Raw genomic sequence first — 24,175 nt, forward strand, 5'->3', positions numbered from 1 at the left:
ATCAATGTCCTGCAAGCTGATGGAGCGCGGTAATGACGCGGGTTGTGTCGTCATGAGTCATGTCCGGGAAAAGAGGGAGAGAACAAATACGCGCGCTGTTCCATTCCGAATTCGGAAGCGATACATCAGGAAAACGCTCGCGGTAGTATTTTTGGGTGTGCGCCGCGCGGAAATGAAGGCCGGTGCCGATGCCTTGCTCCTTCAGCGCGGCCATCAGGTTGTCGCGTGAGATCCCGCAGCGCGCTTCATCAACGCGAATAATAAACAGGTGCCAGGCGTGAACGTGCGGCCATGACGGAATGCTCAGCGGCAGGAACGGCGTATCGGCAAGCTCGCGCAGGTAGCGTTGCGCGATTGCCTCGCGGCGTAGGTTGGCCTCTTTCAGCTTGCCCAGCTGTACCAGCGCCAGCGCGGCATTGATATCTGCAAGGTTGTACTTAAAGCCCGGGGAGATCACTTCGGCCTGCGGCGCGCGGCCGTGCGTCTGGCGGTCATAGGCATCCACGCCCAGGCCGTGGAATTTCAGGCTGCGGATCCGCGCGGCAAGCCGGGCGTTATCCGTGACGACTAAACCACCTTCCGCGCAGGTCATGTTTTTGATGGCATGGAAGGAAAAAATCGCCGTGCCTTTCCAGCCCACGTGACGGTTCTTGTAGTACGTTCCGGCGGCATGGGCCGCGTCTTCAATCACCGGAATACCGTGACGCTCACCGACGGCATGAATGGCGTCGATATCACACGGCGCGCCGGCGTAATGCACGGGAATAATCGCTTTGGTACGCGGGGTAATGGCGGCTTCAACCGCTTCCGGTGTCACCATCAATGTCTCTTTGTCCACATCGATCATGACCGGCGTGGCGCCCAGCAGCACGATCATATTCAGCGTGGAGACCCAGGTTTGGGAGGGGGTAATGACCTCATCGCCCGGACCAATATCCAGCGCCATCAGCGTGACGTGCATGCCCGCCGTCGCCGAGCAGACGGCAATCGCGTGCTGGTTCCCCGTCAGCTGACAAAATGCCGCTTCAAGTTCCTGATTTTTAGGCCCGGTGGTGATCCAGCCGGAGGTTAAAACCTCCTGCAACGCCGCTAATTCCTCACTACCCATCGACGGGCGGGAAAAAGGCAAAAAATCACTCATCATTAATTTCCTTGCAATAAGAATGGCACGCGCTTGATATTAACCAATTACTTTTTCGTTTATTTCAACGAACCATAAACTCATATCAAGGTATCGTTCATTTCTTAGGGAAAAATTAAGATGCGTAATTAAGATGTAACTAAATCAATATTAATTCATTCATAAACAATGGCTTACTTAATTATGAATTATTTATTTCGTGATCAAACTCAATTTTTACAAAATGTTATTTTAAACCGAACATCAACAAACAAAAAAAATCCCGGTTATTTCTTTAAAAGCAGAAATAACCGGGAACTTTTCTTTTTAGTTAATTGTCGCGCTTATTTTAAGTTATCGGGAAAGTTTTTCGGTAACTCGCTGGCCGCGCAGGCAATCACGCTTTCGTTGTTCGCACCGCAGTCGCGTACAAAGGTGATGGTGGCAAATTCGTCAATCACTTCTGTTGGATATGCCGGCCCCGCATCGCGATAGCTGTTCATCAGCGGAATATGGTCGTTCTGGAAGCAGACGGTTTTTTCCGGGTTGTTCATGACCCAACGCGGGAAGAAGATAGTGCCGTGGAACAGTTTGTCGACCAGGTTCACAATCAGGCTAACGTCCGTACCGGTTGGCTCGGTCCAGGAGATTTTATAGATGCTCTCCCCTACCCGCACGATGTAAGCCTGCTGATCTTTAACCCAACGGTTCGCCACCAGACCGCTGTGAATACGGTAGTCGAGAGTAGTCTCGTTTTTGACGTAAATTTCGTAATTCCAGCCGTTGTCATAGGTATAAACCAGATGTTTGCCAACGAAGCCGCTTAAGTCGTGTTTGTCGAATGTGTTCATAAGATGTCTCCTTCGTTTTGATGAGACGATCTTAAGCCTTCAAAAAATGAATGAATAACGCTATGTTTTAATCAAATTCATCCAATTTTTAGATAAATTATGCACAAGACGACGCTGGAACAGTGGGCCCTACTGGAAAAAGTGGTGGATGCGGGCAGCTTTGCCAAAGCTGCGGAAGAAACCCACCGCAGTCAGTCCTCGGTGAGCTATAACCTGTCGCTGCTGCAGGAGCGGCTGGGCGTGGCGCTGCTGGCGCCGGAGGGGCGCAGGGCGGTGTTGACCCCGGCCGGTGAACTGCTTCTCGGCCAGGTGAAACCGCTGCTGAAAGCGTTTTCGTATGTCGAGACGCGCGCGGCGACCCTTCGTAACGGGATGCGCACGCGGCTGGACCTGGTGGTGGACTCGATTTTCCCACGCCGCCGCCTGTTCGCCATTCTGCGTCAGTTCCAGCAGCAGTATCCGCAAACTCAGGTCCGCCTCACGGAGGTGCTGGAAAATACCCGCGCCGATGCCATGAACAACGAGGCCGATGTGATGGTTTTAACCCGCCGCCAGGACATTACCGGGCTCGGCGAATGGCTGATGAACATTGACTTTGTCGCCGTGGCGCATCACCGGCATCCCCTCTTTAGCCTCGACGCGCCGCTGAATGATGAGATGCTACGCCCGTGGCCGCTAATCCAGATTGCGGACAGCCAGAACGCCGCGCGGGCTGCCGGCGAGTCGTGGACGTTCTCGACCATCGACGCTGCCATAGAGGCGGTCGTCTCGCAGGTCGGCTACGGCTGGCTGCCAGAGGAACGCATTCAGCCCCAGCTGGAGCAAGGCGTACTGAAACTCCTCCCGCTGAGCCACGGCGTTCGTCGGGCCACACCGCTGCATCTGATCGTGAAGCGCACCCTCGCCCCGCTGGATGAGCAGGTTGAAACCCTGCTGCGCCTTTTTAGCCAGGAGCCGTCATCATCACCTGCTACGCTTTAAGGTCCGAACGTTAAAACGATAAGGAGCTGATGATGAAAATCGACTTTGCAGGGAAAGTGGCCCTGGTCACCGCCTCAACCGGCGGGATCGGGTTTGCCATTGCCAGAGGCCTGGCAGAAAGCGGCGCGGAAGTGATCGTTAATGGCCGCAGCACCGACTCGGTGAACAAAGGTATTCAGCAGCTGCAGCAGGTTGTGCCTGGCGTGCAGGTGCGTGCAGCCATTGCCGATCTCAGCACCGCGGAAGGGGTTGAATCGCTGCTGAAGGTCACGAGCGACGTCGATATTCTGGTGAACAACGCCGGGATTTACGGCCCGCAGGATTTCTATGGCACCGACGATGAAACCTGGGAGCGCTACTGGCAGACCAACGTGATGTCCGGCGTGCGCCTCTCCCGCGCCCTGCTGCCGGGCATGGTGAAAAAAGGCTGGGGCCGCGTGGTGTTTATCTCCTCCGAGTCAGCCTGCAATATCCCGGCAGACATGATCCACTACGGGGTGACCAAAACGGCACAGCTTTCGCTGGCGCGCGGGCTGGCGAAGTTCGTGGCGGGAAGCGGCGTGACGGTGAACAGCGTGCTGCCGGGCCCGACGATGTCCGACGGTTTCGCTGAAATGATGAAAGATGAGATCGAGAAAACCGGTAAATCGCTGGAGCAGCTGGCGAAAGAATTTGTCATGACCAACCGCCCCAGCTCGGTTATCCAGCGCGCCGCCACCGTTGAAGAGGTGGCTAATATGGTGATTTATGTCTGTTCGAAGCAGGCCTCCGCCACCTCAGGCGCGGCATTGCGCGTCGATGGTGGCGTGGTGGATGACATTATTTAATGTCGTCAGGCGGCGCTGCCCGCGACACGACGGGCGGTAATGTAACGATCCTGCCAGTAGTCATCAGTCAGGGTTGAGACCGTTACGCCCTGGCTGCTGGAGGCATGAATAAACTGGCTGTTACCGATATACACGCCAACGTGTCTGCGGTTCGGGCCCGTCTGGAAGAAGACCAAATCTCCCGCCTTCAGACGGTATTGCGCTACCTGTACACCGCGATGGATCTGCTCGCTCGTCGTGCGCGGCAGATAAAGATGCGCCGCATCGCTGAACAGATGCTGCATAAGCGCGGAGCAATCCACTCCGCGGTGCGTGGTGCCGCCCCACTGATAGTGAGTCCCTTTCCATTTCTGGTATTGAGCCAGTATCCGGGAGCGGAGTGGGCCTGTCTCCTGGCGAAGCAGGGCCGACTTCACCGGCGATTCCGCAAATGTGCTATCGGCGGAGATCATCGATGCGGGCAACTGAAAACTCAGTGCGGAAAACGAAGCAAAACTTAACGTGAGGATTGAAATAAGCGATCTGAATGTCATATCTAAACAGGAGCTAAGAGTGAATTTTTCCTTACCTGTGGAGGCCAACGTTCCCCCGAAATATCTTTCGATGTGGCGATAATATAGACTGCTCACTTTTTCACCAATCAGTATTGAGGCCAAAATTGGACTCACTTTCAGATCGCAAGATTGAGAAAAAAAAGGGTGGTGATGTAAGGACTGTTCAGATAAAGCAGGTAAACTGATCGACAGAATGTGTAATTCAGCTAAGACGTATTTATGACCAATATGATTGCCGACGAGACGGTGGCGAAATCCAGCGTGCTCTCTGTCTTTGACTTTGACGGGACGCTCACGCACCACGACAGCTTTATCCCTTTCCTGCGTTTTGCCTTTGGGAAACGCTACTTTGCGGGTCGTCTGGTGCGCATGGCGCTGCCCACGCTCCACTGCGTGCGCCGCAAGCTGACGCGTGATGAGCTGAAGGAAGTGCTGATTAAAACGTTCCTGACGGGCGTGGACGAACACTGGCTACGCCAGCAGGCGGAAGCCTTTTGCGAAAAATACTGGAACAAGCTGATGCGCCCCGAAGGGGTTCTGGCGGTGGCGGCTGAGGTGAATTCCGGCGCGGAAGTGACGATCTGCTCTGCGTCGCCGGCGCTGGTGCTCCAGCCGTGGGCGGACAGGCTCGGCATTAAGCTGATTGGCACGCAGCTGGAAGTGAAGGACGGCAAGCTGACGGGACGCATTACGGGCAATAACTGCCGCTGCGCCCAGAAAGTGGCGAGGCTGGAGAAGGTGTATGGCGATCTGAACGACTATCATCTGCGAGCCTGGGGCGACACCCGCGGCGACCACGAACTGCTGGCCGCGGCGCAGGATCCTCACTGGCGGCACTTCCATCACCCACGCAAGCGCCGGAATTCACCGATTAAGGGTTAGGTGCGGTCTGTTGCCCTCACCCCAGCCCTCTCCCACAGGGAGAGGGAGAAAAGCGGTGCATCAGGCCTCACGTTTCCCCGGGAACATCACGCTCGCAATAATCCCCAGCGCCAGCACACCTAACACCACAAACAGGCTGGCCGTCGCGCCAATGCTGTAACCGTGGTGCCAAAAGTGATCGGTCGCATTCAGACCCAGCTTGAACGCCACGAAGAACAGCAGCAGCACCACCGCTTTCTCCAGGTGCACCAGATACTGCTTAAGCGCTTCCAGCACAAAGTAGAGGGTACGCAGGCCGAGAATGGCGAACATCATGGCGCTGTAGATAATCAGCGGCTCGCGGCTTACCGCAATAATCGCCGGTACGGAGTCAAACGCGAACATCACGTCAGAGAGTTCCACCACTGCCACGCAGAGCAGCAGCGGCGTTGCGTAGCGCTTCGCCTTCTTCACGCGGCCAACCGTTACGTCCTGGTTTTCCGGCTTTTCAAGCTCCGCATCCACCTCTTTCTGCGTCAGGATAAACGCGTTGCTGCTGATTTTGGGCCAGACGGGATAGAAGCGTTTCACCAGGCGATAGGCAAGGTGACCCGAGTAATCTTCCACTTCGTCACTCTCTTCATTGCGCTTGAGCATCATCACCGCCGTCCAGCCGACGACCAGCGCAAAAATAACCTCCACGTACGGCCCCAGGCTCAGCAGGCTGGTGCCGATCGCCACGAAAATACCGCGGAAGACAATCGCCCCCAGCACGCCCCAGTAGAGCACACGGTGACGGTACTTATCCGGCACGCCGAACCAGGCAAAGATCGCCATCATCACGAACAGGTTATCGATGGAGAGCACCTCTTCCAGCGCGTAACCGGTGAGGAACAGGCTCGCCATCTCGGCGCCGTGGTGGATGTACAGAAAACCGGCGAAGGCCATCGCCATCGAGAACCAGAAAACGGACCACATGGCCGCACTTTTCAGCGAAACAGGTTTATCGTGACGGTGCATGAAGAGGTCGATAAACATCGCCCCAACGGCCATCACCACAAAGACAACAACGGTTTCAGTCGGGAAACCGAGATGAGCAGAAGCCATGAATCTATCCTTAACCTTCATCTGCGCGCTGGCAGAGGCAACGTTTGCAACAAAAAAAAGAAAACGCCCGTATCACCGGGCAAGAGAATAATAATAACACTTCTTAGCGCCAGCCCGGCAATGTATATGTGATGTTAAAAGCGCCAGGATTCCCCTTACATCTTCCGGGAAGGCAACGTGTTCTTCCGGAGATTATTCTTTCATTATTATGAAAGTTTTATTATCTGAGCTGAACCTGACATACGGCAAGTAGTAAATAAGCCGTAAAATTCTCACACTGAATTGCTGATAAAACCCTGATAAAAACAACCTAACTCATTGATTTTAAAACAACCAAAGACAAATCATGACGTTCTCACTTTATTTTTTTTAAACGCTTGTTAACCTGACCCAGAAAAATATTCAGACTTCTTGTGATGGAAGTTTTTCACATGGACTGGTAAGCGATGATGAATATCCACCTTAATGTTTCATATTAGCGGAATATCCACATCCCGTGACCACAACAACGCTTTCGAGTGACTAACCCGAAATAATACTGTTCTACCTTTTACACACTGAGGAATATTTTAAAAAATGAATAAATCCGTTATTACCATGGGATTTTTATTGGCTGCAATTGCCAGTCCTTCCAGCCATGCAGCGCCAGGTAAAGGCGCAGGGACGATTGAATTCACGGGTATGATTACCGCGAGCACCTGTGATGTCGATATTAACGGTCAGGGCGGGAACCCAACGATCGATATGGGTACCATCTCGTCTTCAGCATTTAAAGAAAAAGGTGACGTTGCGGGTATTCACCGTATCCAGATAGAACTGTCTAACTGCGATACCGCCGTCCTTAAATCAGCCGGAGCACGATTTGGCGGTGCCTATGATGCTAATGATAATAATCTGCTCGCGCTTAAAACCGGTGGCGACGCTGCAACGGGTTTGGGTATTGAATTCCTGAATGAAGATGGAACATCGTTAAAACTGGGCGACAACCCGAATAAATTTGTTCCTATTACCGGTGATGGCACCGCGGGGGCAGCCACCCTGCTGTATTCAGCCCGTTATAAATCATCCCTGGATGCTGTGACCGCCGGTAAGGCAGATGCGGTTGCGGATTACACCATTATCTATAAATAAATCATTCAACTCAGTTCCGGGCAATGAATAACAGCCCGGAACGCAAGGACGTTTTATGTTAAGGAAACGCTATCTGACGCTGCTGGCTCTGCTCTTTGGCTCTTGTATGTCACACGCCAGTGTGACCTTATCCAATACGCGGGTGGTATATCATGCGGACAAGAAAGAGAGCAATATTACAGTCAGAAATAATACTGCCAGCCCGTTCCTGGTACAGAGCTGGGTACAGGGCAAAGATTCACAGGGCACCAAAGCCCCGTTTATTGTGACGCCACCGCTTTTTCGCATGGATGCAGGTAAGTCCAACGCGCTACGTATTATCTATAACGGCGCGCCTTTACCGCAGGATCGCGAGTCGCTTTTCTGGATCAACGTAAAATCGATCCCCTCCTCTTCCAGAGAGGATATTAATAAACTGCAGATAGCGGTAAATACCCGAATCAAATTATTCTATCGTCCGTCAAATTTAATGGATGAACCCACGGATATTAGTAAGAATGTGCAATGGTCTGTTAAAAATAACGAACTCATTGTACGCAACAACTCGTCTTATTACATTTCCTTTGCGGAGGTGAAGATCAATAACAAAGCATGGTCAGAGATTGACATGCTCGCGCCTAAAAGCAGCACAACATTCACGCTCAGGAACACGCTTTTGAAAAACAATGCCACCGTGCAATGGAAATATATCAATGATTATGGCGGCAACAGCCAGTTAATCACACAAAAAATAGAATAACGATTTTAAAACAATAACCTCACAGGGGTATTTTTTCATGACTATATTTTGGGGCATTCGTCCAGCGCTTTGCTTTGCCTGGATATTACCCAGCGCATTATACGCCAGTGATTACTTCGACCCGGCCTTTCTGGAAACGGGTGGCGCGCCGCGTACCGCCGTCGATCTTTCTCTCTTTGAGAACAAAGAGAGCCAGACACCCGGCGTTTATCGTGTTGACCTGTTTATTAACAATAAAATGTTCGACACGCGCGATATCACGTTTCGACTCGAAGAGAACGCGCAGCATAAAAATATCCTCGCACCCTGCCTCAGCGAGGAGACGCTCCAGTCGTTTGGTGTTAAAACGGCGGCATTCCCGTTGCTCCGGGACGATACCCAGGGCTGCGCGAATCTGTCGGCGATCCCTCTCGCAAGCAGCGAATTTGACTTCAGCGAGCAGGCGTTAAGGCTCAGCATTCCCCAGGCGGCCCTGGACAGCCACGCTCACGGCTACATCGATCCTGCGCGTCGGGAACAGGGTATTCCGGGCCTGATGCTCAGCTACAACTACAGCGGCGCCACGTGGACCTCGCACAACGGGACGGGAACCGATAGCCAGTACCTCAGCCTGCGTCCGGGACTGAACGTTGGACCCTGGCGTTTACGCAATTTCTCGACCTGGAGTAACAGCCAGGGGCAAGCTGGGCGCTGGGAATCGGTTTATACCTATCTGCAGCGTGATATCAGCGCCCTGAATAGCCAGCTGATTGTCGGGGATAACAGTTCTACCGCAGAAGTCTTTGATAGCACCCCGTTTCGCGGCGTTCAGCTTTACTCGGATGAACAGATGCTTCCGGGCAGCCTGCGAGGCTATGCGCCGGTGATCCGCGGTATTGCTCGTACTAATGCCCAGATCACTATTTTTCAGAACGGCTACAGCATTTATCAAAGCTATGTCCCGCCCGGTGAATTTGTCATCAACGATCTTTACCTCGGCAGCAGCGGCGAGCTGAAAGTTGTGGTGAAAGAGGCGGATGGCAGCGAACAAGTCTCTTTAGTGCCTTACGCGTCGTTAGCGGTTATGCAGCGGGAAGGGCAATACAAATATGAAGTCATTAGCGGCAGCTATCGTTCCAGCAGCAGCGATGCTGAGAATGCCCTGTTTTCACAAGGGAGCCTGATTTACGGTCTCCCGTGGGAAACCTCGATATACGGAGGCATGCAGGCTGCCAGTCAATATCAGTCCCTGCTTTTTGGCATGGGTAAAAACATGGGCGATTTTGGCGCACTGTCATTTGATATTACCCAGGCCTGGGCCACCACTAAACAGGCAGAGAAAAACCGGGGACAGTCGCTACGCCTGCGCTATAACAAAAATCTGCTGACTACCGGCACTAACGTTGCGATTGCGGGCTATCGCTACTCGACGTCCGATTTCTACACGCTCGGTGAAACCCTGAGCAGCTATCACTCGCAACCCTCGCGCCTGGATCGACGCCGTAGCCGTACAGAACTGACGCTAAACCAAAACCTGGGAGAAAACCTCGGCTATCTCTCCGCCATGCTGGTCAGCGAGGACTACCACACGAGCCAAAAACGCACGACCTCCGCCACGCTGGGCTATGGCAACAGCTGGAACGGGATCAGCTATAGCCTGAATTACAACCACTATCTGAACGTGACAAAAGAGGATAACCAGCGTCTCTATAACCAGGACAATCTGTTCAGCCTGAGCGTGAGCGTCCCTCTGGACAAATGGCTCCGCTCCACACGTGCCGGTTACACCTTCTCTGCGGCGGAAAAACGCTCGCCAGGCCACAGTGTTTCCCTGAGCGGCAGCGCCCTTGAGGACAATAACCTGAACTGGAGCGTACAGCAGAATATCAACCCAGGGAGCCAGGCAAACAGCAGCGATGCCTCGCTTAGCTATAACGGACGCTATGCGCAGGTTGGCGCCGGGTATGGCTATAGCCGGGACGCGCAGCGGCTGAATTACAGCCTGCGCGGGGGCGTGCTGGTTCATCCTCATGGCGTCACGCTGGCGCAGTCGCTGGGTGAAACGGTCGCTCTGGTTGAAGCGCCGGATGCCGCAGGTGTCAGCGTCCGTAACCACACTGGCGTGCGCACCGACCCCTGGGGCTATGCGGTGGTGCCTTACCTGACACCTTATCAGGAGAGCAATATCCAGCTGCGTCCCGATACATTACCTGACGATGTCGAGCTGGAAAGTAACAGCCATAAAGTCGTTCCCACCCGGGGGGCTATCGTTCGGGCACGTTTCACCACGGCGGTGGGTAAACGCCTGATGATGACGCTGAAAGATGCGCAGGGCAAACCCGTTCCGTTCGGTGCCATTGTTTCTCAGAATACCACCAGCAGCATTGTGGGTGATGAAGGCAGCGTATTCCTCACCGGGATGGCGGAAAAAGGGACGTTAGACGTGAGCTGGGGTAAGAAACCCGATCAGCGTTGCCAGGTTCACTATCAGCTTTCTGGCCAGGAACCCACGATTAGCGGAATTGTGCAGTTAACGCAGACCTGCAAATCATCCGTTAATAAATAAAGGAATTAAAATGAAAAAATTAACGTTACTCGCGTGCCTGGCTGCAGGGGGATTGATGGGCGCGCCAGCTTATGCTGATGTTGTAGGAAGCTGCTGGCCGACATCAACCGTATCTGGCCAGGCGCACAAGTTTGATATTATCGAAAACCTTACTGCCGACGACGTACCCGGCACAACCCAATCCACATGGAATAATAAAGGTAATTTTAATGGTATCTGCTTCTGTCAGGACTCCAGCTTGCAAGAAAGTATCTTATTTCTATTTACCAGTTCGAAACTGGGCACAGGAGGCGGCAAACGTAACGCAGACTTTATCTATTATCCTCTGGATGCGGAAAAGGGTATTAATATCGGTATAAATGTCGTTCTTGGTGGCGAGGATGAATTGCGGTATATCCCGGTTGATTTGAGTAATACCGCCGGTGTTGATAATGGACGTCCTGCGACAAATAACTGTAATGATAAAAACGACCATACTCTGTTCGCAACCGGCTCCAGCGGGACTGTCTCTCTGGAATTAACTAAACCGCTTCCTTCAGGCCGCATTGATATTCCTATGCAGGAATTAGTGACCATTTTTGCCAAAAAACAGACGGGGAGTTATGACACCTCCAGACCTTTTGTCACACTTAATTTCCAACTGTCAATTGATATTCCACCACAATGCATGATTAATGACGGGCAAACCATCAAGGTCCCGTTTGGCAATATTACCGCGAATGAATTTAAGCCCGAGGCCACCAGTAAGCAAAAAAGCGTGGATATTCGTGTGACTTGCAAAAATCCTGAAGATGAAAGCAAGGTGAGTATTAAGTTCCGCGCGTCCGATTTTAATGGCTCTGGTTTTATCAAGACCCATAATGATGAAGGTGAGCGCAATGATTTAGGGATAAAACTTGAACACAACGGGAATAAAATTGATGGCAGCAGTTCGGCCGTACCAACGCAGGAGGGGAATGTCACTATTATAGCAACACCTGTCCAACAAGGAGAAAAGTCTCCACAACCAGGAAAATTTGAAGCCACATCCACGCTGGATTTCGAGTTTAAATAAAGAAAAAACTTAATACAGCGTAGAAACCTCTTATTTCCCGGCAACACATAGCGCTATACAAATGAGTTGCCGGGTATGAAAAATGGATTTGTATAAGGATATATACTATGAAACTCAAAACGAAAACGCGTGTAGCGCTTTGCGTTGCAGCTTTATCAGGTACTGGCATCACGGCATCACAGGTTATCGCCAGCGATATCGAGCCTTATTCTGTCCCTGTATCTATTAAGGGTGAAAAACAAAAAGACTATTTCGGTATGACGATGACCACGATCGGTAAGTTTTCCGATAAGGACAATGGTTCGCATATCGCGGGTGAAGATATTGTCATTACGGCTCCCTGGGGGGATGGCGCAAAAGGGATCGCGTACGTCATTTTCGGGACTTCCGGTGGGAAACCCATGCAGCAAGTCAATAACGTAGGTGAATTCGATCCGCAAAACGCGCTTAAAATTATCCACAGCAATAAAGCGAATAAGCCTGGCTCAGTGACGACAAAATGGATGGGCGTCGCGGTACGTAAAATAGGTGATATTAACGGCGATGGATATGATGATTTAGTCATCGCCTCCCACTGGCATGATCAGGTCTATATTATCTGGGGCGGACCGCATCACCGTACCGGCGCGCGTCTTTCTAATCAGATTGACCTCAATGATATCGACAACGGCGACGCTCGCCTGGGTATTCGCATCCGTACGGTGAATTCTTCAGGCAATGCGAATACCGGCGGCTGGTTTGGCGCCGCGGTAGGCCCAACTAAATATAAAAATTCTGCAGTGGCTAACAAGATGGTCGATCTTGCTATCGGCGATATCGAAGGCACGGGCGGACGCGGCGGCGCCATCATTATCTACGGCGCTCAAAAGCCAGGCGATCAGTGGCAGAACATTGATATTAAGCGCAACAACCTGGGCGACTGGGAGATCCCTGCCGCGACCGGTGCCTATATTCGTCCGCAAATGACCGCCACCAACGGTCCGGATAAACCCCTTAACTACAACCTTGGGCAGCAGATCAGCGATGTCGGGGATATTAACGGCGACGGCTTCAGTGATTACCTGATCGTCGACCCGGAATCGGTCAATGAAGGCCGTAAATCAGAGAACAGCGGCACTGATGGACGCGGCACGGCCTATCTCGTCTACGGCAGCAGCTTCAACCAGGGGAATCTCGACATCGCCTCGCTAAACTCGACGCAGGCAACCCGCATTCACGGTATGGGGGCGGCTTTCCTGGGTGGTCAGTCCGGCGGAGGTGAAGGAAGTAACGATCATAGCGCGTATACGCAGGATAAGCCCAATAACGGCACCATTACGCCATTAGGTAACTTTCTGAATGCTCACGCTAACGCTTTTGCGATTAGCGCCCCTGCCGACATGGGTATTGATAAAAAACGTTCCGGGCTGGTCTGGATTATTAAAGGTAAGGCCGACGGCAGTAAGCTGCCATCGTCTCTGTTCCTCGATGCGGCGCACACCCGGCTGAACTACAACAAAACATTTAGCGTACACGATGGCTATGCTATTTACGCCGACAGGCCTGGCAGCAAGCTGGCAGGGTTCGGGAACAGCATTCTCGGTAATGTGGACTTGAATGGCGACGGTAAAAAGGATCTGGTGATTGGCGATCCGAATGCGGTAAACGGCAGCGGCACGCAGGTGGGCGCCGTGTATGTCATCAACGGCGGTAAAAGCCTGGATGACTACGCTGACGATGAAGAAGGCATGATCAATATTAATACGCTGGTGAGAGAAGGCGTTGCGAAAGTCTACTGGGGTAAAAATCAGTATGAAAAATTCGGCGCGTCCATTGCGGCCGGGAGCTTCAATGGCTTCACTCAGGACAGTCTCGCCATTGGTTCTTACCGTGATAACACCTGGACAGGTAAGGTCACCTTCCGCATTGCGGATTACGCTATACCGGATTAATGCTTACATCATCTGAATGGGCAACACCGCCGGGGAGGAGACTCCCCGGCAATTTATTGCGCATTTTGCAGCGCCTGCGCGCACGCCCAGGCGCTCGACCACGCCCACTGGAAATTGTACCCGCCGAGCCAGCCGGTTACGTCCATTACTTCGCCAATAAAGTAGAGCCCCGGTACGTTGCGCGCTTCCATCGTGCGTGAAGAAAGCTCATTCGTATCAACGCCGCCCAGCGTCACTTCCGCCGTGCGATACCCCTCGGTACCGTTTGGCTGAACGCGCCAGTTCGTCAGCGTATCCACCAGCGTATCCTGCTCGCGGCTGTTAAGCTGCTTGAGCGACACGTCGGGGATCTGCCCCAGCCCCTGCAAACACTCCACCAGACGCTTCGGCAGCTGCATCGCCAGGGTATTTTTCAGGCTCTGATTCGGGTGCGCGGCGCGCTGTTCGTTGAGGAACGCGTCCAGATCGCTGTCCGGCAGCAGATTCACCGAGACAAATTCCCCCGGCTGCCAGTAGCTGGAGATTTGCAGGACCGCCGGGCCGGAGAGACCACGGTGGGTAAAGAGCAGGTTTTCGCGGAACACCGTCCCGTCTTCGGCGGTAATGACGGAGGGAACAGAGACACCGGACAGCGTCTGTAGCTGCTCCAGCAGCGGCTTATGCAGCGTGAACGGCACCAGCCCGGCGCGGGTTGGCAGCACCTTCAGGCCAAACTGCTCGGCAATCTTGTAGCCGAACGGTGACGCGCCCAGCCCGGGCATCGAGAGGCCGCCGCTGGCGATCACCAGGTTATCGGCGCTGACGGTGTCACCGTTCAGCTGCAGCGTGTACCCCTGCTCGTCGCGGGCCACCTCCAACACCTCGGTGCGCAGGCGCGTGACCACGCCGCCCTTCTCGCACTCGGCCACCAGCATATCGACAATCTGCTGCGCGGAGTCGTCGCAGAACAGTTGCCCGAGCGTCTTTTCATGCCACGCGATGCCATGCTTACCCACCAGGTCGATAAAGTCCCACTGGGTGTAACGCGCCAGCGCAGATTTGCAAAAATGGCGGTTCTGGCTCAAATAGGCCGCGGGTTCGACATAAAGATTGGTGAAGTTGCAACGCCCGCCGCCTGACATCAGGATCTTGCGGCCTGGCTTTTTTCCGTTGTCCAGCAACAGCACGCGACGACCCGCCTGTCCGGCCATCGCCGCACAAAACATACCCGCCGCACCGGCGCCAATAACCACGGCATCAAACCTTTCCACGTCAAAACCCTCTTCGTTAACTGCCGCGGATTGTAAAGTTTCCTCTGTGGTCACACCAGCGTAAAAAGATATTACAAAGCCATTCCATTGAAATTTAACGATTATCCTTTCAGGCACTTTTCCCAAATCAGGTGGTATGTCAAAAAAAGTCTATATTTCACTTTGCCCGTTGCGCATTTGTCCTGGATAATGCGCCGCGTTCATGTCCTCAAAATGGCGTAACGTCCTATGCTACATTTGTTTGCCGGCCTGGATTTACATACCGGGCTTTTACTATTGCTTGCTCTGGTTTTTGTACTGTTTTACGAAGCGATCAACGGCTTCCACGACACTGCAAACGCAGTAGCAACGGTTATCTACACTCGCGCAATGCGATCGCAGCTTGCGGTTGTTATGGCGGCGGTATTTAACTTTTTTGGTGTCCTCCTGGGCGGACTGAGCGTTGCGTATGCGATCGTGCATATGCTGCCAACGGATCTGCTGCTTAACGTGAGTTCCGGTCATGGCCTCGCCATGGTGTTCTCAATGCTGCTTGCTGCCATTATCTGGAACCTCGGTACCTGGTATTTTGGCCTGCCTGCATCCAGCTCTCACACCCTCATCGGCGCGATTATCGGTATCGGGTTAACCAACGCCCTGATGACCGGGACATCGGTTGTTGATGCGCTGAATCTGCCTAAAGTACTGGGCATTTTCGCTTCTCTCATCGTCTCCCCTATCGTGGGTCTGGTGGTTGCGGGTGGATTGATTTTCATCCTGCGTCGCTACTGGAGCAACACGAAGAAACGTGCGCGTATCCACCTGACGCCAGCAGAGCGTGAGAAGAAAGACGGTAAGAAAAAGCCGCCATTCTGGACGCGTATCGCCCTGATCATTTCCGCTATCGGCGTGGCCTTCTCTCATGGCGCGAACGACGGGCAGAAAGGCATTGGTCTGGTGATGCTGGTTCTGATCGGTGTCGCACCGGCGGGCTTCGTGGTGAATATGAACGCCTCGGGTTACGAAATCACCCGTACCCGTGATGCGGTCAACAACGTTGAAACCTATTTCCAGCAGCACCCTGAGCTGCTGAAAAAAGCGACCGGCGTTGACCAGCTGATCCCTTCTCCGGAAGCCGGTGCCACCACCGCGCCTGGCGAATTCCACTGCCATCCGGCTAACGCGATTAACGCGCTGGAACGTGCCAAAGGTATGCTGGGCAACATCGAAAGCTACGATAAACTGGCCGTTGAACAGCGTGGTCAGCTGCGTCGTATCATGCTCTGTATCTCCGACGTGACCGATAAAGTCGCGAAGCTGCCAGAGGTGAATGGTGACGACAAGCGTCTGCTGAAGAAACTGAAAAGCGATATGCTCAATACCATTGAGTACGCGCCAATCTGGATCATCATGGCCGTCGCGCTGGCATTGGGTATCGGTACGATGATTGGCTGGCGTCGTGTGGCGACCACCATCGGCGAGAAGATCGGTAAGAAAGGCATGACCTATGCGCAGGGTATGTCCGCGCAGATGACGGCGGCAGTGTCTATCGGTCTGGCGAGCTACACCGGTATGCCGGTATCCACCACCCACGTACTCTCCTCGTCCGTGGCAGGTACCATGATTGTTGACGGCGGCGGTCTGCAGCGCAAAACCGTGACCAACATTCTGATGGCCTGGGTGTTTACCCTTCCGGCTTCTATCCTGCTGTCAGGCGGGTTGTACTGGATTTCGCTGAAGCTGATTTAATTGGCTGAAGGCGACAAAAAGCGGGTCAGGAAACTGACCCGCTTTTTTATGGCTGTTATTTGCAATCCAACAGTTTATAACATTAGGATTTTCTGAACATTTTTTGCTCAAAAGAGTTGCGAAAATAACACTATGATGACGGCCAGAAGAAAAACCAGGCAAAGGAGAATGTATGGCTTCTGTCCCAATTTCAGGACCTGGCTCAATAGTTATAGCAAATAATATGCGTGAAGCACGTCTCCATGGCATGTCGCGTAACATGGCCACTCCCTCAACGTATTACTGGTTCTACCAAAAAGTCCGAAATGGTGGTCCCTGGGATTACAAAAAATTCGACCCTTATTTTGCTGCATTTGGTAATTTCAACTTCGGAGCCGCCGGAACTGCAGCAGGCATACCTGCAAACATCCTTCTTATGGGCGCTGGTTGGGCTCAAGGCCGTGCTGGCACGTCAAAACCTGAATGGGGAAAATGGCACGAAAAGCCGCCTTACGGGGACGATCCAACGGACCAACGCAATATCAGAGAAGGAATAGCGTATGCCATTCAAAACGGCTACTAAATGGATTCATCGCCTTGTTACTGTTTCGCTTCTGGCTCTGGTCATTGGATTTGTCTGGCTCAACCACCAGCCCAACCAGCAAGAGGACGATAAACTTCAACGCGTTTATAAATTATCTGACAGCGTCTGGCTCTATATGACCGTGAACAATCAGGGTGGCGCCACCGTACCCACAATCTACCGTTACTATCTCTCGGAAAAGATAACAGGGAAAGACACCGACATTATCCATCAGTTGGCAATGAAGCATCCTGTCATTGAAGGTACGGGTACAATCACGGCGGCCAGCATTGATACAAACGGACACGTTAATATCGCCTATAGCGGGAAGGTTATTTCGATTGAGACCAATATCTCCAATCTGCAGTTCTCAGTGAAGCCCTGAACCAGAGGAAAGCAGGCGGGGTTATCCCCGCCTGTTGTGGTACTCAGTGCCAAATCATCAACGCAATCATACTGACCACGACCAGCCCACACAGGGCGCTGGTTAAAATGAACTGACGGCGCAGACGCTCGCAGCGACGGATAAACTCTTCATCGTGATGATCGCGGTAGCGCTGGTAGTAGATATACCCCACCAGACGCATCTGCTTGCTGGGCTGTCCATGCGAGGTGAAGAACCCTCCACCGTCCACATACTGATACAGCAACGGATCGCAACCACGAAGTACCACTAACAGCGCACGTAACGATGAGAAGTAGCGCGCCATATTCACTATGCAAACTACGCATAACGCCCAAAACAATGCGACGGTGCTAATCATACATCCTCCCCGGCGTCCGCCCACGAAGCAAGGCTCCTGAGCTACCGCACCCCAATGCCCTGACAGACAGTTCAGTGAAAGAATGACTAAAAGTCGATCCGGTTCGCGTTTTAATATCCGAACGGCTCATTAAATAGTGTAGGAGATCCGTTAATTTTTTTGCCACAAGGTTAATCGTTATCAACACCAAAGCTTGAAAAATATGTTTAACTGGGCCGTAATGAAAGCATCAGACGACGGCTTTCCCATTTAGTCATCGATAACTTAAGGAAGGAGTAACACTATGGCTTACAAACACATTCTTATCGCGGTAGATCTCTCCCCGGAGAGCAAAGTGCTGGTTGATAAAGCGGTATCTATGGCACGTCCCTACAACGCGAAAGTCTCCCTGATTCACGTTGATGTGAATTACTCCGACCTCTACACCGGTCTGATCGACGTCAATCTGGGCGATATGCAGAAACGCATCTCTGAAGAAACGCATCACGCGCTGAGCGAGCTCTCCACCAACGCGGGCTATCCGATCACCGAAACCCTGAGCGGCAGTGGCGACCTGGGTCAGGTGCTGGTTGATGCGATTAAGAAATACGATATGGATCTGGTGGTATGCGGTCACCATCAGGACTTCTGGAGCAAGCTGATGTCTTCAGCACGCCAGCTGATTAACACCGTTCACGTGGACATGCTGATTGTTCCGCTGCGCGACGAAGAAGACGAGTAAGTGCAAAAAAAGCGGCACTGAAAGTAGGCCGGGTAAGGCGAAGCCGCCACCCGGCTTTTTTTATTCTGGCGTCCCCGAATAAATATCAAACCGATGCCCTTTCGTGGTCACCGCGTTAGTAGTCGCAACGTCCGCCAGCGGCGGCGCGTAGTCCGGGCGCTTCACCACTACCCGCTTCGTCGCGAGCTGACGAGCCGGCTCCAGCAGGCCATCTGCGTCTAAATCCGGCCCCACCAGCGACTGAAATACCCGCATCTCTTTCTTCACCAGCGCGCTTTTCTGCTTATGCGGGAACATCGGGTCGAGGTAGACCACCTGCGGACGCGGGGTGATGTCCGTCAGCGCCGTCAGGCTTGACGCGTGGATAAGCTGCAAACGCTCCTGCAGCCACGGGCCGATTTCCGGGTCCGCATAGCCTCGCGTCAGCCCGTCGTCGAGCAGCGCGGCGACAACCGGATTACGCTCCAACATTCGCACATGACAGCCCACCGACGCCAGCACAAACGCATCGCGTCCCAGCCCCGCCGTGGCGTCCACCACGTCCGGGAGATAGCTCCCCTTAATGCCGACCGCTTTGGCCACCGCTTCGCCGCGACCGCCGCCGAACTTACGCCGGTGCGCCATCGCGCCGCCAACGAAGTCGACAAAAATCCCGCCGAGCTTCGGTTCATCGCGCTTGCGTAATTCGAGATGTGCTGACGTCATTACCAGCGCCATCAGGTTCTCTTCATCGTGCTCCAGCCCCCAGCGGGCCGCCAGAACAGATAAGGCGCCGTCTCCGGCGCCCGTTTCATCCACTAAGCAGATCTTCACGTAACAATCAGCCTTTGATCCCGTAATGCTCAAGCATCGCATCCAGCTGCGGCTCGCGGCCACGGAAGCGTTTGAACAGCACCATTGGCTCTTCAGAACCGCCGCGGGTCAGGATGTTGTCAAGGAACGACTGGCCGGTTTCGCGGTTGAAGATCCCCTCTTCCTCGAAGCGAGAGAAGGCATCCGCCGCCAGCACGTCGGCCCACAGGTAGCTGTAATAGCCCGCCGCGTAGCCGCCCGCGAAAATGTGGCTGAACGCGTGCGGGAATCGGCCCCAGGTTGGCCCTGGAATAACGGCAACCTGTTTTTTAATCTCGGCCAGCGTTTCGAGGATTTTCGCCCCCTGCTCCGGGCTGAACTCGGCGTGCAGGCGGAAATCGAACAGGCCGAACTCCAGCTGACGCAGAATGAACATCGCCGCCTGGTAGTTCTTCGCCGCCAGCATTTTATCCAGCAGCTCTTTCGGCAGCGGTTCGCCGGTCTCGTAGTGGCCGGAGATAAACGCCAGCGCGTCCGGTTCCCAGCACCAGTTTTCCATAAACTGGCTTGGCAGCTCGACCGCATCCCATGGCACCCCGCTGATACCGGCGACGCCGGCGGTTTCGATGCGGGTCAGCATGTGGTGCAGACCGTGACCGAACTCGTGGAACAGGGTGATCACTTCGTCGTGGGTGAACAGCGCAGGTTTGCCGCTTACCGGACGGTTGAAGTTACAGGTCAGATAGGCGACCGGTTTTTGCAGGGAACCGTCGGCTTTACGCATCTGGCCCACGCAGTCGTCCATCCACGCCCCGCCGCGCTTGTTTTCACGCGCGTAAAGATCCAGATAGAAGCTACCGCGCAGCTCGTTTTTCTCGTCATACAGCTCAAAGAAGCGTACGTCCGGATGCCAGACGTCAATATCAGTACGCTCTTTAGCGGTAATGCCGTAAATGCGTTTCACCACTTCAAACAGGCCGTTGACGGCTTTGTTTTCCGGGAAGTACGGGCGCAGCTGCTCGTCGCTGATGCTGTAGAGGTGCTGCTTCTGTTTTTCGCTGTAGTACGCGATATCCCACGGCTGCAGCTCGTCCACGCCGAACTCCGCTTTCGCGAAGGCGCGCAGCTGGGCCAGCTCTTTCTCACCCTGAGGACGAGCACGTTTGGCCAAGTCGGTCAGGAAGTCGAGCACCTGCTGCGGGTTTTCGGCCATTTTGGTGGCGAGGGATTTATCCGCGTAGCTGTCGAAGCCCAGCAACTGAGCCAGCTCGTGACGGAGGGCGAGGATTTCCGCCATGACCGGGCTGTTGTCCCACTTACCGGCATTCGGCCCCTGATCGGAGGCGCGGGTGCTGTAGGCGCGGTACATCTCTTCACGCAGGGCCTGGTTGTCGCAGTAGGTCATCACCGGCAGATAGCTCGGGATATCCAGCGTTAACAGGAAGCCTTCCTGCTCTTTCGCTTCGGCCTGGGCTTTCGCCGCCGCCAGTGCGCTTTCCGGCATACCCGCCAGCTCTGCTTCGTCGGTAATCAGCTTCGTCCAGCCCATGGTGGCGTCAAGGACGTTATTGCTGTACTGGTTGCCCAGTTCGGACAGGCGCGCAGCGATTTCACCGTAGCGAACCTGCTTCTCTTTTGGCAGACCGATACCGGACAGTTCGAAATCACGCAGGGCGTTATCAACCGATTTTTTCTGCGCCGTGTTCAGTTCGGCATAATGGTCGCCGTCGCGCAGGTCGCGGTAGGCTTTGTACAGCCCTTCGTGCTGGCCGACCCAGGTGCTGTACTCAGAGAGCAGCGGCAGGGTTTGTTCGTAGGCTTCACGCAGCTCCGGGCTGTTTTTCACTGAGTTCAGGTGGCTTACCGGAGAGAAGATACGCCCCAGCACGTCGTCCACTTCGGCCAGCGGCTGACACAGATTCTCCCAGGTGTACGGCGCGCCCTGCGCAACCACGCTTTCTACCGCCGCGCGGCAGTTGTCCAGCGACTGGGTAACGGCTGGAACCACATGCTCAGGGAGGATTTTAGAAAACGGTGGCAACGAAAAAGGCGTCAGTAATGGATTGGTCATAAACGCTGTCCTGTTGAAATAGGTGAATGAAGCGCGCATCCGGCGCTGTGCATATTGTTTTCAGTAATGGGGTTAAGTGTAGAGGATTTCAATAGCTGCGCTTACCGGGCCTGCGGGTAATCTGTGCCGTTCTGCTGTAAACTGTGGCAAATCGTCAATTCAGCGGAATACCATTACCCATGCTCAGTTATCGCCACAGCTTCCACGCTGGCAACCATGCCGACGTCCTCAAACACACCGTTCAGAGCCTGATCATTGAATCGCTTAAAGAGAAAGAGAAGCCGTTTCTCTATCTGGACACCCATGCGGGCGCGGGCCGTTATCAGCTGAGCGGCGAGCATGCCGAGCGTACCGGCGAATACCTTGAGGGCATCGCCCGCATCTGGCAGCAGGACGACCTGCCCGCCGAGCTGGAGCCTTACATTGGCGTGGTGAATCACTTCAACCGCAACGGCCAGCTGCGCTACTACCCTGGCTCACCGCTGATTGCCCGCCAGCTACTGCGCGAGCAGGACAGCCTCCAGCTGACCGAACTGCACCCGAGCGATTTCCCGCTGCTGCGTTCGGAATTTCAGAAAGACAGCCGCGCCCGCGTCGACAAAGCCGACGGCTACCAGCAGCTGAAAGCCAAGCTGCCGCCGGTTTCCCGTCGCGGCCTGGTGCTGATCGACCCACCGTACGAAATCAAAACCGACTATCAGGCGGTGGTGACCGGCATCAACGAAGGCTACAAACGTTTTGCGACCGGAACCTATGCCCTGTGGTACCCGGTGGTGCTGCGCGCGCAGATTAAGCGCATGATCAAAGATCTGGAGGCAACCGGCATTCGTAAAATCCTGCAGATTGAGCTGGCGGTACGCCCGGACAGCGACCAGCGCGGCATGACCGCTTCCGGCATGATCGTCATTAACCCGCCGTGGAAGCTGGAAGCGCAGATGAACAACGTGCTGCCGTGGCTGCACAAAACGCTGGTGCCAGCCGGAACGGGCCACGCCACCGTCAGCTGGATCGTGCCGGAGTAATTGCAGCCATCGGTGGAAACTATTGATTTCAGGTATACAATCGCGGCAATTCACGATTAAGGACAAAAGCTATGACTAAGCATTATGACTACATCGCCATCGGCGGCGGCAGCGGCGGCATCGCCTCCATCAACCGCGCGGCCATGTACGGCCAGAAATGTGCGCTGATTGAAGCCAAAGCGCTGGGCGGCACCTGCGTGAACGTGGGTTGTGTACCGAAAAAGGTGATGTGGCACGCGGCGCAAATCCGTGAAGCGATCCATATGTACGGTCCGGACTACGGCTTTGACACCACCATCAACAATTTCGACTGGGACAAGCTGATCGCCAGCCGTACCGCCTACATCGACCGCATTCACACCTCGTACGACAACGTGCTGGGCAAAAATAACGTCGACGTGATTCACGGCTTCGCCCGCTTTGTGGACGCGAAAACGATCGAAGTGAACGGCGAGACGATCACCGCCGATCATATCCTGATCGCCACCGGCGGCCGCCCGAGCCACCCGAATATTCCGGGCGCGGAATACGGTATCGACTCCGACGGCTTCTTCGAGCTGCCTGCTCTGCCTGATCGCGTGGCCATTGTGGGCGCAGGTTACATCGCGGTTGAGCTGGCTGGCGTGATTAACGGCCTGGGTGCAGAAGCGCACCTGTTCGTGCGTAAACACGCACCGCTGCGCAGCTTTGACCCGCTGATCGTCGATACGCTGGTTGAAGTGATGAACACCGAAGGCCCAACCCTGCACACCAACGCCGTGCCTAAAGCGGTCGTTAAAAACGCGGACGGCAGCCTGACCCTTGAGCTGGAAGATGGCCGCAGCCAGACCGTTGATTGCCTGATCTGGGCGATTGGCCGTGAACCGGCGAACGACAGCTTTAACCTGGCGGTGACCGGCGTGAAAACCGACGAAAAAGGCTACATCGTCGTCGATAAGTTCCAGAACACCAGCGTACCAGGCATTTACGCCGTCGGTGATAACACCGGTGCGGTTGAACTGACGCCGGTGGCCGTTGCGGCGGGCCGTCGTCTCTCCGAGCGTCTGTTCAACAACAAGCCGGACGAGCATCTGGACTACAGCAACATCCCGACCGTGGTCTTTAGCCACCCGCCAATCGGCACCGTCGGCTTAACCGAGCCGCAGGCGCGCGAGCAGTACGGCGATGACCAGGTGAAAGTGTATAAATCCGCGTTCACCGCGATGTATACCGCCGTCACCTCTCACCGTCAGCCGTGCCGCATGAAGCTGGTCTGCGTGGGCCCGGAAGAGAAGATTGTCGGTATCCACGGCATCGGCTTCGGCATGGATGAGATCCTGCAGGGCTTTGCGGTGGCGCTGAAGATGGGTGCGACCAAGAAAGACTTCGACAACACCGTGGCTATCCACCCAACGGCGGCGGAAGAGTTTGTCACCATGCGATAATGCAGAAGCCCCTCTCCGGAGGGGCTTTTTTTATTCACATACATAAATCGTTGCAAAACGAATGCTCCGAAAAGAGTGATCTACCGCACATATCCCTCCACATCTACCGAAGCGAATGTCTACGCTTATAGGACGCCCGG

General features: G+C 54.2%; 22 protein-coding genes. 14 read left to right on the top strand and 8 right to left on the bottom strand.

The window, feature by feature from the left end; translation table 11 throughout:
- Position 1: 1 nt before the first annotated feature.
- On the bottom strand, positions 2-1,141 hold the full coding sequence (gene arnB, locus IM265_RS18020) for a UDP-4-amino-4-deoxy-L-arabinose aminotransferase (RefSeq protein ID WP_193031724.1): 1,140 nt from the start codon (positions 1,139-1,141) through the stop codon (positions 2-4).
- A 323-nt stretch (positions 1,142-1,464) separates the two neighbouring features.
- Positions 1,465-1,971, bottom strand: a complete 507-nt coding sequence (locus IM265_RS18025; RefSeq protein WP_193031700.1) for a phenolic acid decarboxylase — start codon at positions 1,969-1,971, stop codon at positions 1,465-1,467.
- Positions 1,972-2,070: 99 nt separating this feature from the next.
- On the opposite strand from IM265_RS18025, the gene IM265_RS18030 reads away from it, so the two are divergent.
- Together IM265_RS18030 and IM265_RS18035 are read left to right on the top strand one after the other, a co-directional pair.
- Positions 2,071-2,952, top strand: coding sequence for a LysR family transcriptional regulator (locus IM265_RS18030; protein WP_045259394.1), 882 nt, complete (start codon positions 2,071-2,073; stop codon positions 2,950-2,952).
- Between the two features lie 32 nt (positions 2,953-2,984).
- A complete protein-coding gene (locus tag IM265_RS18035; RefSeq protein ID WP_193031726.1) occupies positions 2,985-3,779 on the top strand; it encodes an SDR family NAD(P)-dependent oxidoreductase in 795 nt (264 codons plus the stop codon).
- Between the two features lie 5 nt (positions 3,780-3,784).
- On the opposite strand, the gene IM265_RS18040 is transcribed toward IM265_RS18035, so the two are convergent.
- Positions 3,785-4,312 carry an NlpC/P60 family protein gene (locus IM265_RS18040; RefSeq protein ID WP_193031702.1) on the bottom strand — a complete coding sequence of 176 codons (528 nt, stop codon included), beginning with the start codon at positions 4,310-4,312 and terminating at the stop codon, positions 3,785-3,787.
- Positions 4,313-4,552: 240 nt separating this feature from the next.
- On the opposite strand from IM265_RS18040, the gene IM265_RS18045 reads away from it, so the two are divergent.
- Positions 4,553-5,215 (top strand): HAD family hydrolase, encoded by a 663-nt coding sequence (locus tag IM265_RS18045; RefSeq protein WP_028014726.1) that lies wholly within the window; start codon positions 4,553-4,555, stop codon positions 5,213-5,215.
- Between the two features lie 60 nt (positions 5,216-5,275).
- Here the strand turns inward: IM265_RS18045 and IM265_RS18050 are convergent, their stop codons facing one another.
- Positions 5,276-6,301 (bottom strand): TerC/Alx family metal homeostasis membrane protein, encoded by a 1,026-nt coding sequence (locus IM265_RS18050; protein WP_028014727.1) that lies wholly within the window; start codon positions 6,299-6,301, stop codon positions 5,276-5,278.
- A gap of 576 nt (positions 6,302-6,877) precedes the next feature.
- Between IM265_RS18050 and IM265_RS18055 the strand changes: the two genes are divergently transcribed.
- The 5 genes from IM265_RS18055 to IM265_RS18075 all read left to right on the top strand — a co-directional run bounded on the left by IM265_RS18055 (position 6,878) and on the right by IM265_RS18075 (position 13,701).
- Positions 6,878-7,432 carry a fimbrial protein gene (locus IM265_RS18055; RefSeq protein ID WP_182034955.1) on the top strand — a complete coding sequence of 185 codons (555 nt, stop codon included), beginning with the start codon at positions 6,878-6,880 and terminating at the stop codon, positions 7,430-7,432.
- A 55-nt stretch (positions 7,433-7,487) separates the two neighbouring features.
- Positions 7,488-8,171 (top strand): molecular chaperone, encoded by a 684-nt coding sequence (locus tag IM265_RS18060; protein WP_041911869.1) that lies wholly within the window; start codon positions 7,488-7,490, stop codon positions 8,169-8,171.
- 37 nt (positions 8,172-8,208) lie between these two features.
- Positions 8,209-10,716: a fimbria/pilus outer membrane usher protein gene (locus IM265_RS18065; RefSeq protein ID WP_193031704.1), complete on the top strand. Its 2,508-nt coding sequence runs from the start codon at positions 8,209-8,211 to the stop codon at positions 10,714-10,716.
- 10 nt (positions 10,717-10,726) lie between these two features.
- Complete coding sequence (locus IM265_RS18070) at positions 10,727-11,770, top strand: fimbrial protein (protein WP_193031706.1); 1,044 nt, start codon at positions 10,727-10,729, stop codon at positions 11,768-11,770.
- 107 nt (positions 11,771-11,877) lie between these two features.
- Entirely contained in the window at positions 11,878-13,701 is a 1,824-nt protein-coding gene (locus IM265_RS18075; protein WP_193031708.1) for an integrin alpha, read from the top strand.
- 53 nt (positions 13,702-13,754) lie between these two features.
- Here the strand turns inward: IM265_RS18075 and IM265_RS18080 are convergent, their stop codons facing one another.
- Positions 13,755-14,951: an NAD(P)/FAD-dependent oxidoreductase gene (locus IM265_RS18080; protein WP_193031710.1), complete on the bottom strand. Its 1,197-nt coding sequence runs from the start codon at positions 14,949-14,951 to the stop codon at positions 13,755-13,757.
- A gap of 228 nt (positions 14,952-15,179) precedes the next feature.
- Between IM265_RS18080 and pitA the strand changes: the two genes are divergently transcribed.
- From pitA to IM265_RS18095, 3 genes are all read left to right on the top strand, one after another.
- Positions 15,180-16,679 (top strand): inorganic phosphate transporter PitA, encoded by a 1,500-nt coding sequence (gene pitA, locus IM265_RS18085; RefSeq protein ID WP_028014734.1) that lies wholly within the window; start codon positions 15,180-15,182, stop codon positions 16,677-16,679.
- 172 nt (positions 16,680-16,851) lie between these two features.
- Positions 16,852-17,241 carry a polymorphic toxin type 44 domain-containing protein gene (locus IM265_RS18090; protein WP_028014735.1) on the top strand — a complete coding sequence of 130 codons (390 nt, stop codon included), beginning with the start codon at positions 16,852-16,854 and terminating at the stop codon, positions 17,239-17,241.
- Positions 17,219-17,626, top strand: coding sequence for a hypothetical protein (locus IM265_RS18095; protein ID WP_136344116.1), 408 nt, complete (start codon positions 17,219-17,221; stop codon positions 17,624-17,626). The genes IM265_RS18090 and IM265_RS18095 overlap by 23 nt, the downstream gene beginning before the upstream one ends.
- 43 nt (positions 17,627-17,669) lie before the next feature.
- On the opposite strand, the gene uspB is transcribed toward IM265_RS18095, so the two are convergent.
- Entirely contained in the window at positions 17,670-18,005 is a 336-nt protein-coding gene (gene uspB / locus IM265_RS18100) for a universal stress protein UspB (protein ID WP_003861224.1), read from the bottom strand.
- A 283-nt stretch (positions 18,006-18,288) separates the two neighbouring features.
- On the opposite strand from uspB, the gene uspA reads away from it, so the two are divergent.
- On the top strand, positions 18,289-18,726 hold the full coding sequence (uspA, locus tag IM265_RS18105) for a universal stress protein UspA (protein WP_003861223.1): 438 nt from the start codon (positions 18,289-18,291) through the stop codon (positions 18,724-18,726).
- 60 nt (positions 18,727-18,786) lie between these two features.
- Here the strand turns inward: uspA and rsmJ are convergent, their stop codons facing one another.
- Positions 18,787-19,539 (bottom strand): 16S rRNA (guanine(1516)-N(2))-methyltransferase RsmJ, encoded by a 753-nt coding sequence (gene rsmJ, locus IM265_RS18110; RefSeq protein WP_045259400.1) that lies wholly within the window; start codon positions 19,537-19,539, stop codon positions 18,787-18,789.
- A 7-nt stretch (positions 19,540-19,546) separates the two neighbouring features.
- A complete protein-coding gene (gene prlC / locus IM265_RS18115) occupies positions 19,547-21,589 on the bottom strand; it encodes an oligopeptidase A (protein WP_047367223.1) in 2,043 nt (680 codons plus the stop codon).
- Positions 21,590-21,768: 179 nt separating this feature from the next.
- Between prlC and IM265_RS18120 the strand changes: the two genes are divergently transcribed.
- Positions 21,769-22,611, top strand: coding sequence for a 23S rRNA (adenine(2030)-N(6))-methyltransferase RlmJ (locus tag IM265_RS18120; protein WP_046889498.1), 843 nt, complete (start codon positions 21,769-21,771; stop codon positions 22,609-22,611).
- Between the two features lie 71 nt (positions 22,612-22,682).
- Entirely contained in the window at positions 22,683-24,035 is a 1,353-nt protein-coding gene (gorA, locus tag IM265_RS18125; RefSeq protein WP_069733657.1) for a glutathione-disulfide reductase, read from the top strand.
- The last annotated feature ends 140 nt before the right edge of the window (positions 24,036-24,175 follow it).

This window comes from Enterobacter cloacae complex sp. P17RS (assembly GCF_014895885.1).
In the GTDB taxonomy this organism is placed as follows: Bacteria; Pseudomonadota; Gammaproteobacteria; order Enterobacterales; family Enterobacteriaceae; genus Enterobacter; species Enterobacter bugandensis.

Excerpts from the sequence above, each read along its gene's own strand:
- IM265_RS18095 (WP_136344116.1), top strand. The coding sequence starts at position 17,219 with ATGCCATTCAAAACGGCTACTAAATGGATTCATCGCCTTGTTACTGTT.
- IM265_RS18065 (WP_193031704.1), top strand. The coding sequence starts at position 8,209 with ATGACTATATTTTGGGGCATTCGTCCAGCGCTTTGCTTTGCCTGGATA.
- pitA (WP_028014734.1), top strand. The coding sequence starts at position 15,180 with ATGCTACATTTGTTTGCCGGCCTGGATTTACATACCGGGCTTTTACTA.
- IM265_RS18090 (WP_028014735.1), top strand. The coding sequence starts at position 16,852 with ATGGCTTCTGTCCCAATTTCAGGACCTGGCTCAATAGTTATAGCAAAT.
- uspA (WP_003861223.1), top strand. The coding sequence starts at position 18,289 with ATGGCTTACAAACACATTCTTATCGCGGTAGATCTCTCCCCGGAGAGC.
- IM265_RS18040 (WP_193031702.1), bottom strand. The coding sequence starts at position 4,312 with ATGACATTCAGATCGCTTATTTCAATCCTCACGTTAAGTTTTGCTTCG.
- arnB (WP_193031724.1), bottom strand. The coding sequence starts at position 1,141 with ATGAGTGATTTTTTGCCTTTTTCCCGCCCGTCGATGGGTAGTGAGGAA.
- IM265_RS18030 (WP_045259394.1), top strand. The coding sequence starts at position 2,071 with ATGCACAAGACGACGCTGGAACAGTGGGCCCTACTGGAAAAAGTGGTG.
- IM265_RS18045 (WP_028014726.1), top strand. The coding sequence starts at position 4,553 with ATGACCAATATGATTGCCGACGAGACGGTGGCGAAATCCAGCGTGCTC.
- gorA (WP_069733657.1), top strand. The coding sequence starts at position 22,683 with ATGACTAAGCATTATGACTACATCGCCATCGGCGGCGGCAGCGGCGGC.
- IM265_RS18055 (WP_182034955.1), top strand. The coding sequence starts at position 6,878 with ATGAATAAATCCGTTATTACCATGGGATTTTTATTGGCTGCAATTGCC.
- IM265_RS18050 (WP_028014727.1), bottom strand. The coding sequence starts at position 6,301 with ATGGCTTCTGCTCATCTCGGTTTCCCGACTGAAACCGTTGTTGTCTTT.
- IM265_RS18120 (WP_046889498.1), top strand. The coding sequence starts at position 21,769 with ATGCTCAGTTATCGCCACAGCTTCCACGCTGGCAACCATGCCGACGTC.
- IM265_RS18070 (WP_193031706.1), top strand. The coding sequence starts at position 10,727 with ATGAAAAAATTAACGTTACTCGCGTGCCTGGCTGCAGGGGGATTGATG.
- IM265_RS18025 (WP_193031700.1), bottom strand. The coding sequence starts at position 1,971 with ATGAACACATTCGACAAACACGACTTAAGCGGCTTCGTTGGCAAACAT.
- IM265_RS18035 (WP_193031726.1), top strand. The coding sequence starts at position 2,985 with ATGAAAATCGACTTTGCAGGGAAAGTGGCCCTGGTCACCGCCTCAACC.
- uspB (WP_003861224.1), bottom strand. The coding sequence starts at position 18,005 with ATGATTAGCACCGTCGCATTGTTTTGGGCGTTATGCGTAGTTTGCATA.
- IM265_RS18060 (WP_041911869.1), top strand. The coding sequence starts at position 7,488 with ATGTTAAGGAAACGCTATCTGACGCTGCTGGCTCTGCTCTTTGGCTCT.
- IM265_RS18075 (WP_193031708.1), top strand. The coding sequence starts at position 11,878 with ATGAAACTCAAAACGAAAACGCGTGTAGCGCTTTGCGTTGCAGCTTTA.
- prlC (WP_047367223.1), bottom strand. The coding sequence starts at position 21,589 with ATGACCAATCCATTACTGACGCCTTTTTCGTTGCCACCGTTTTCTAAA.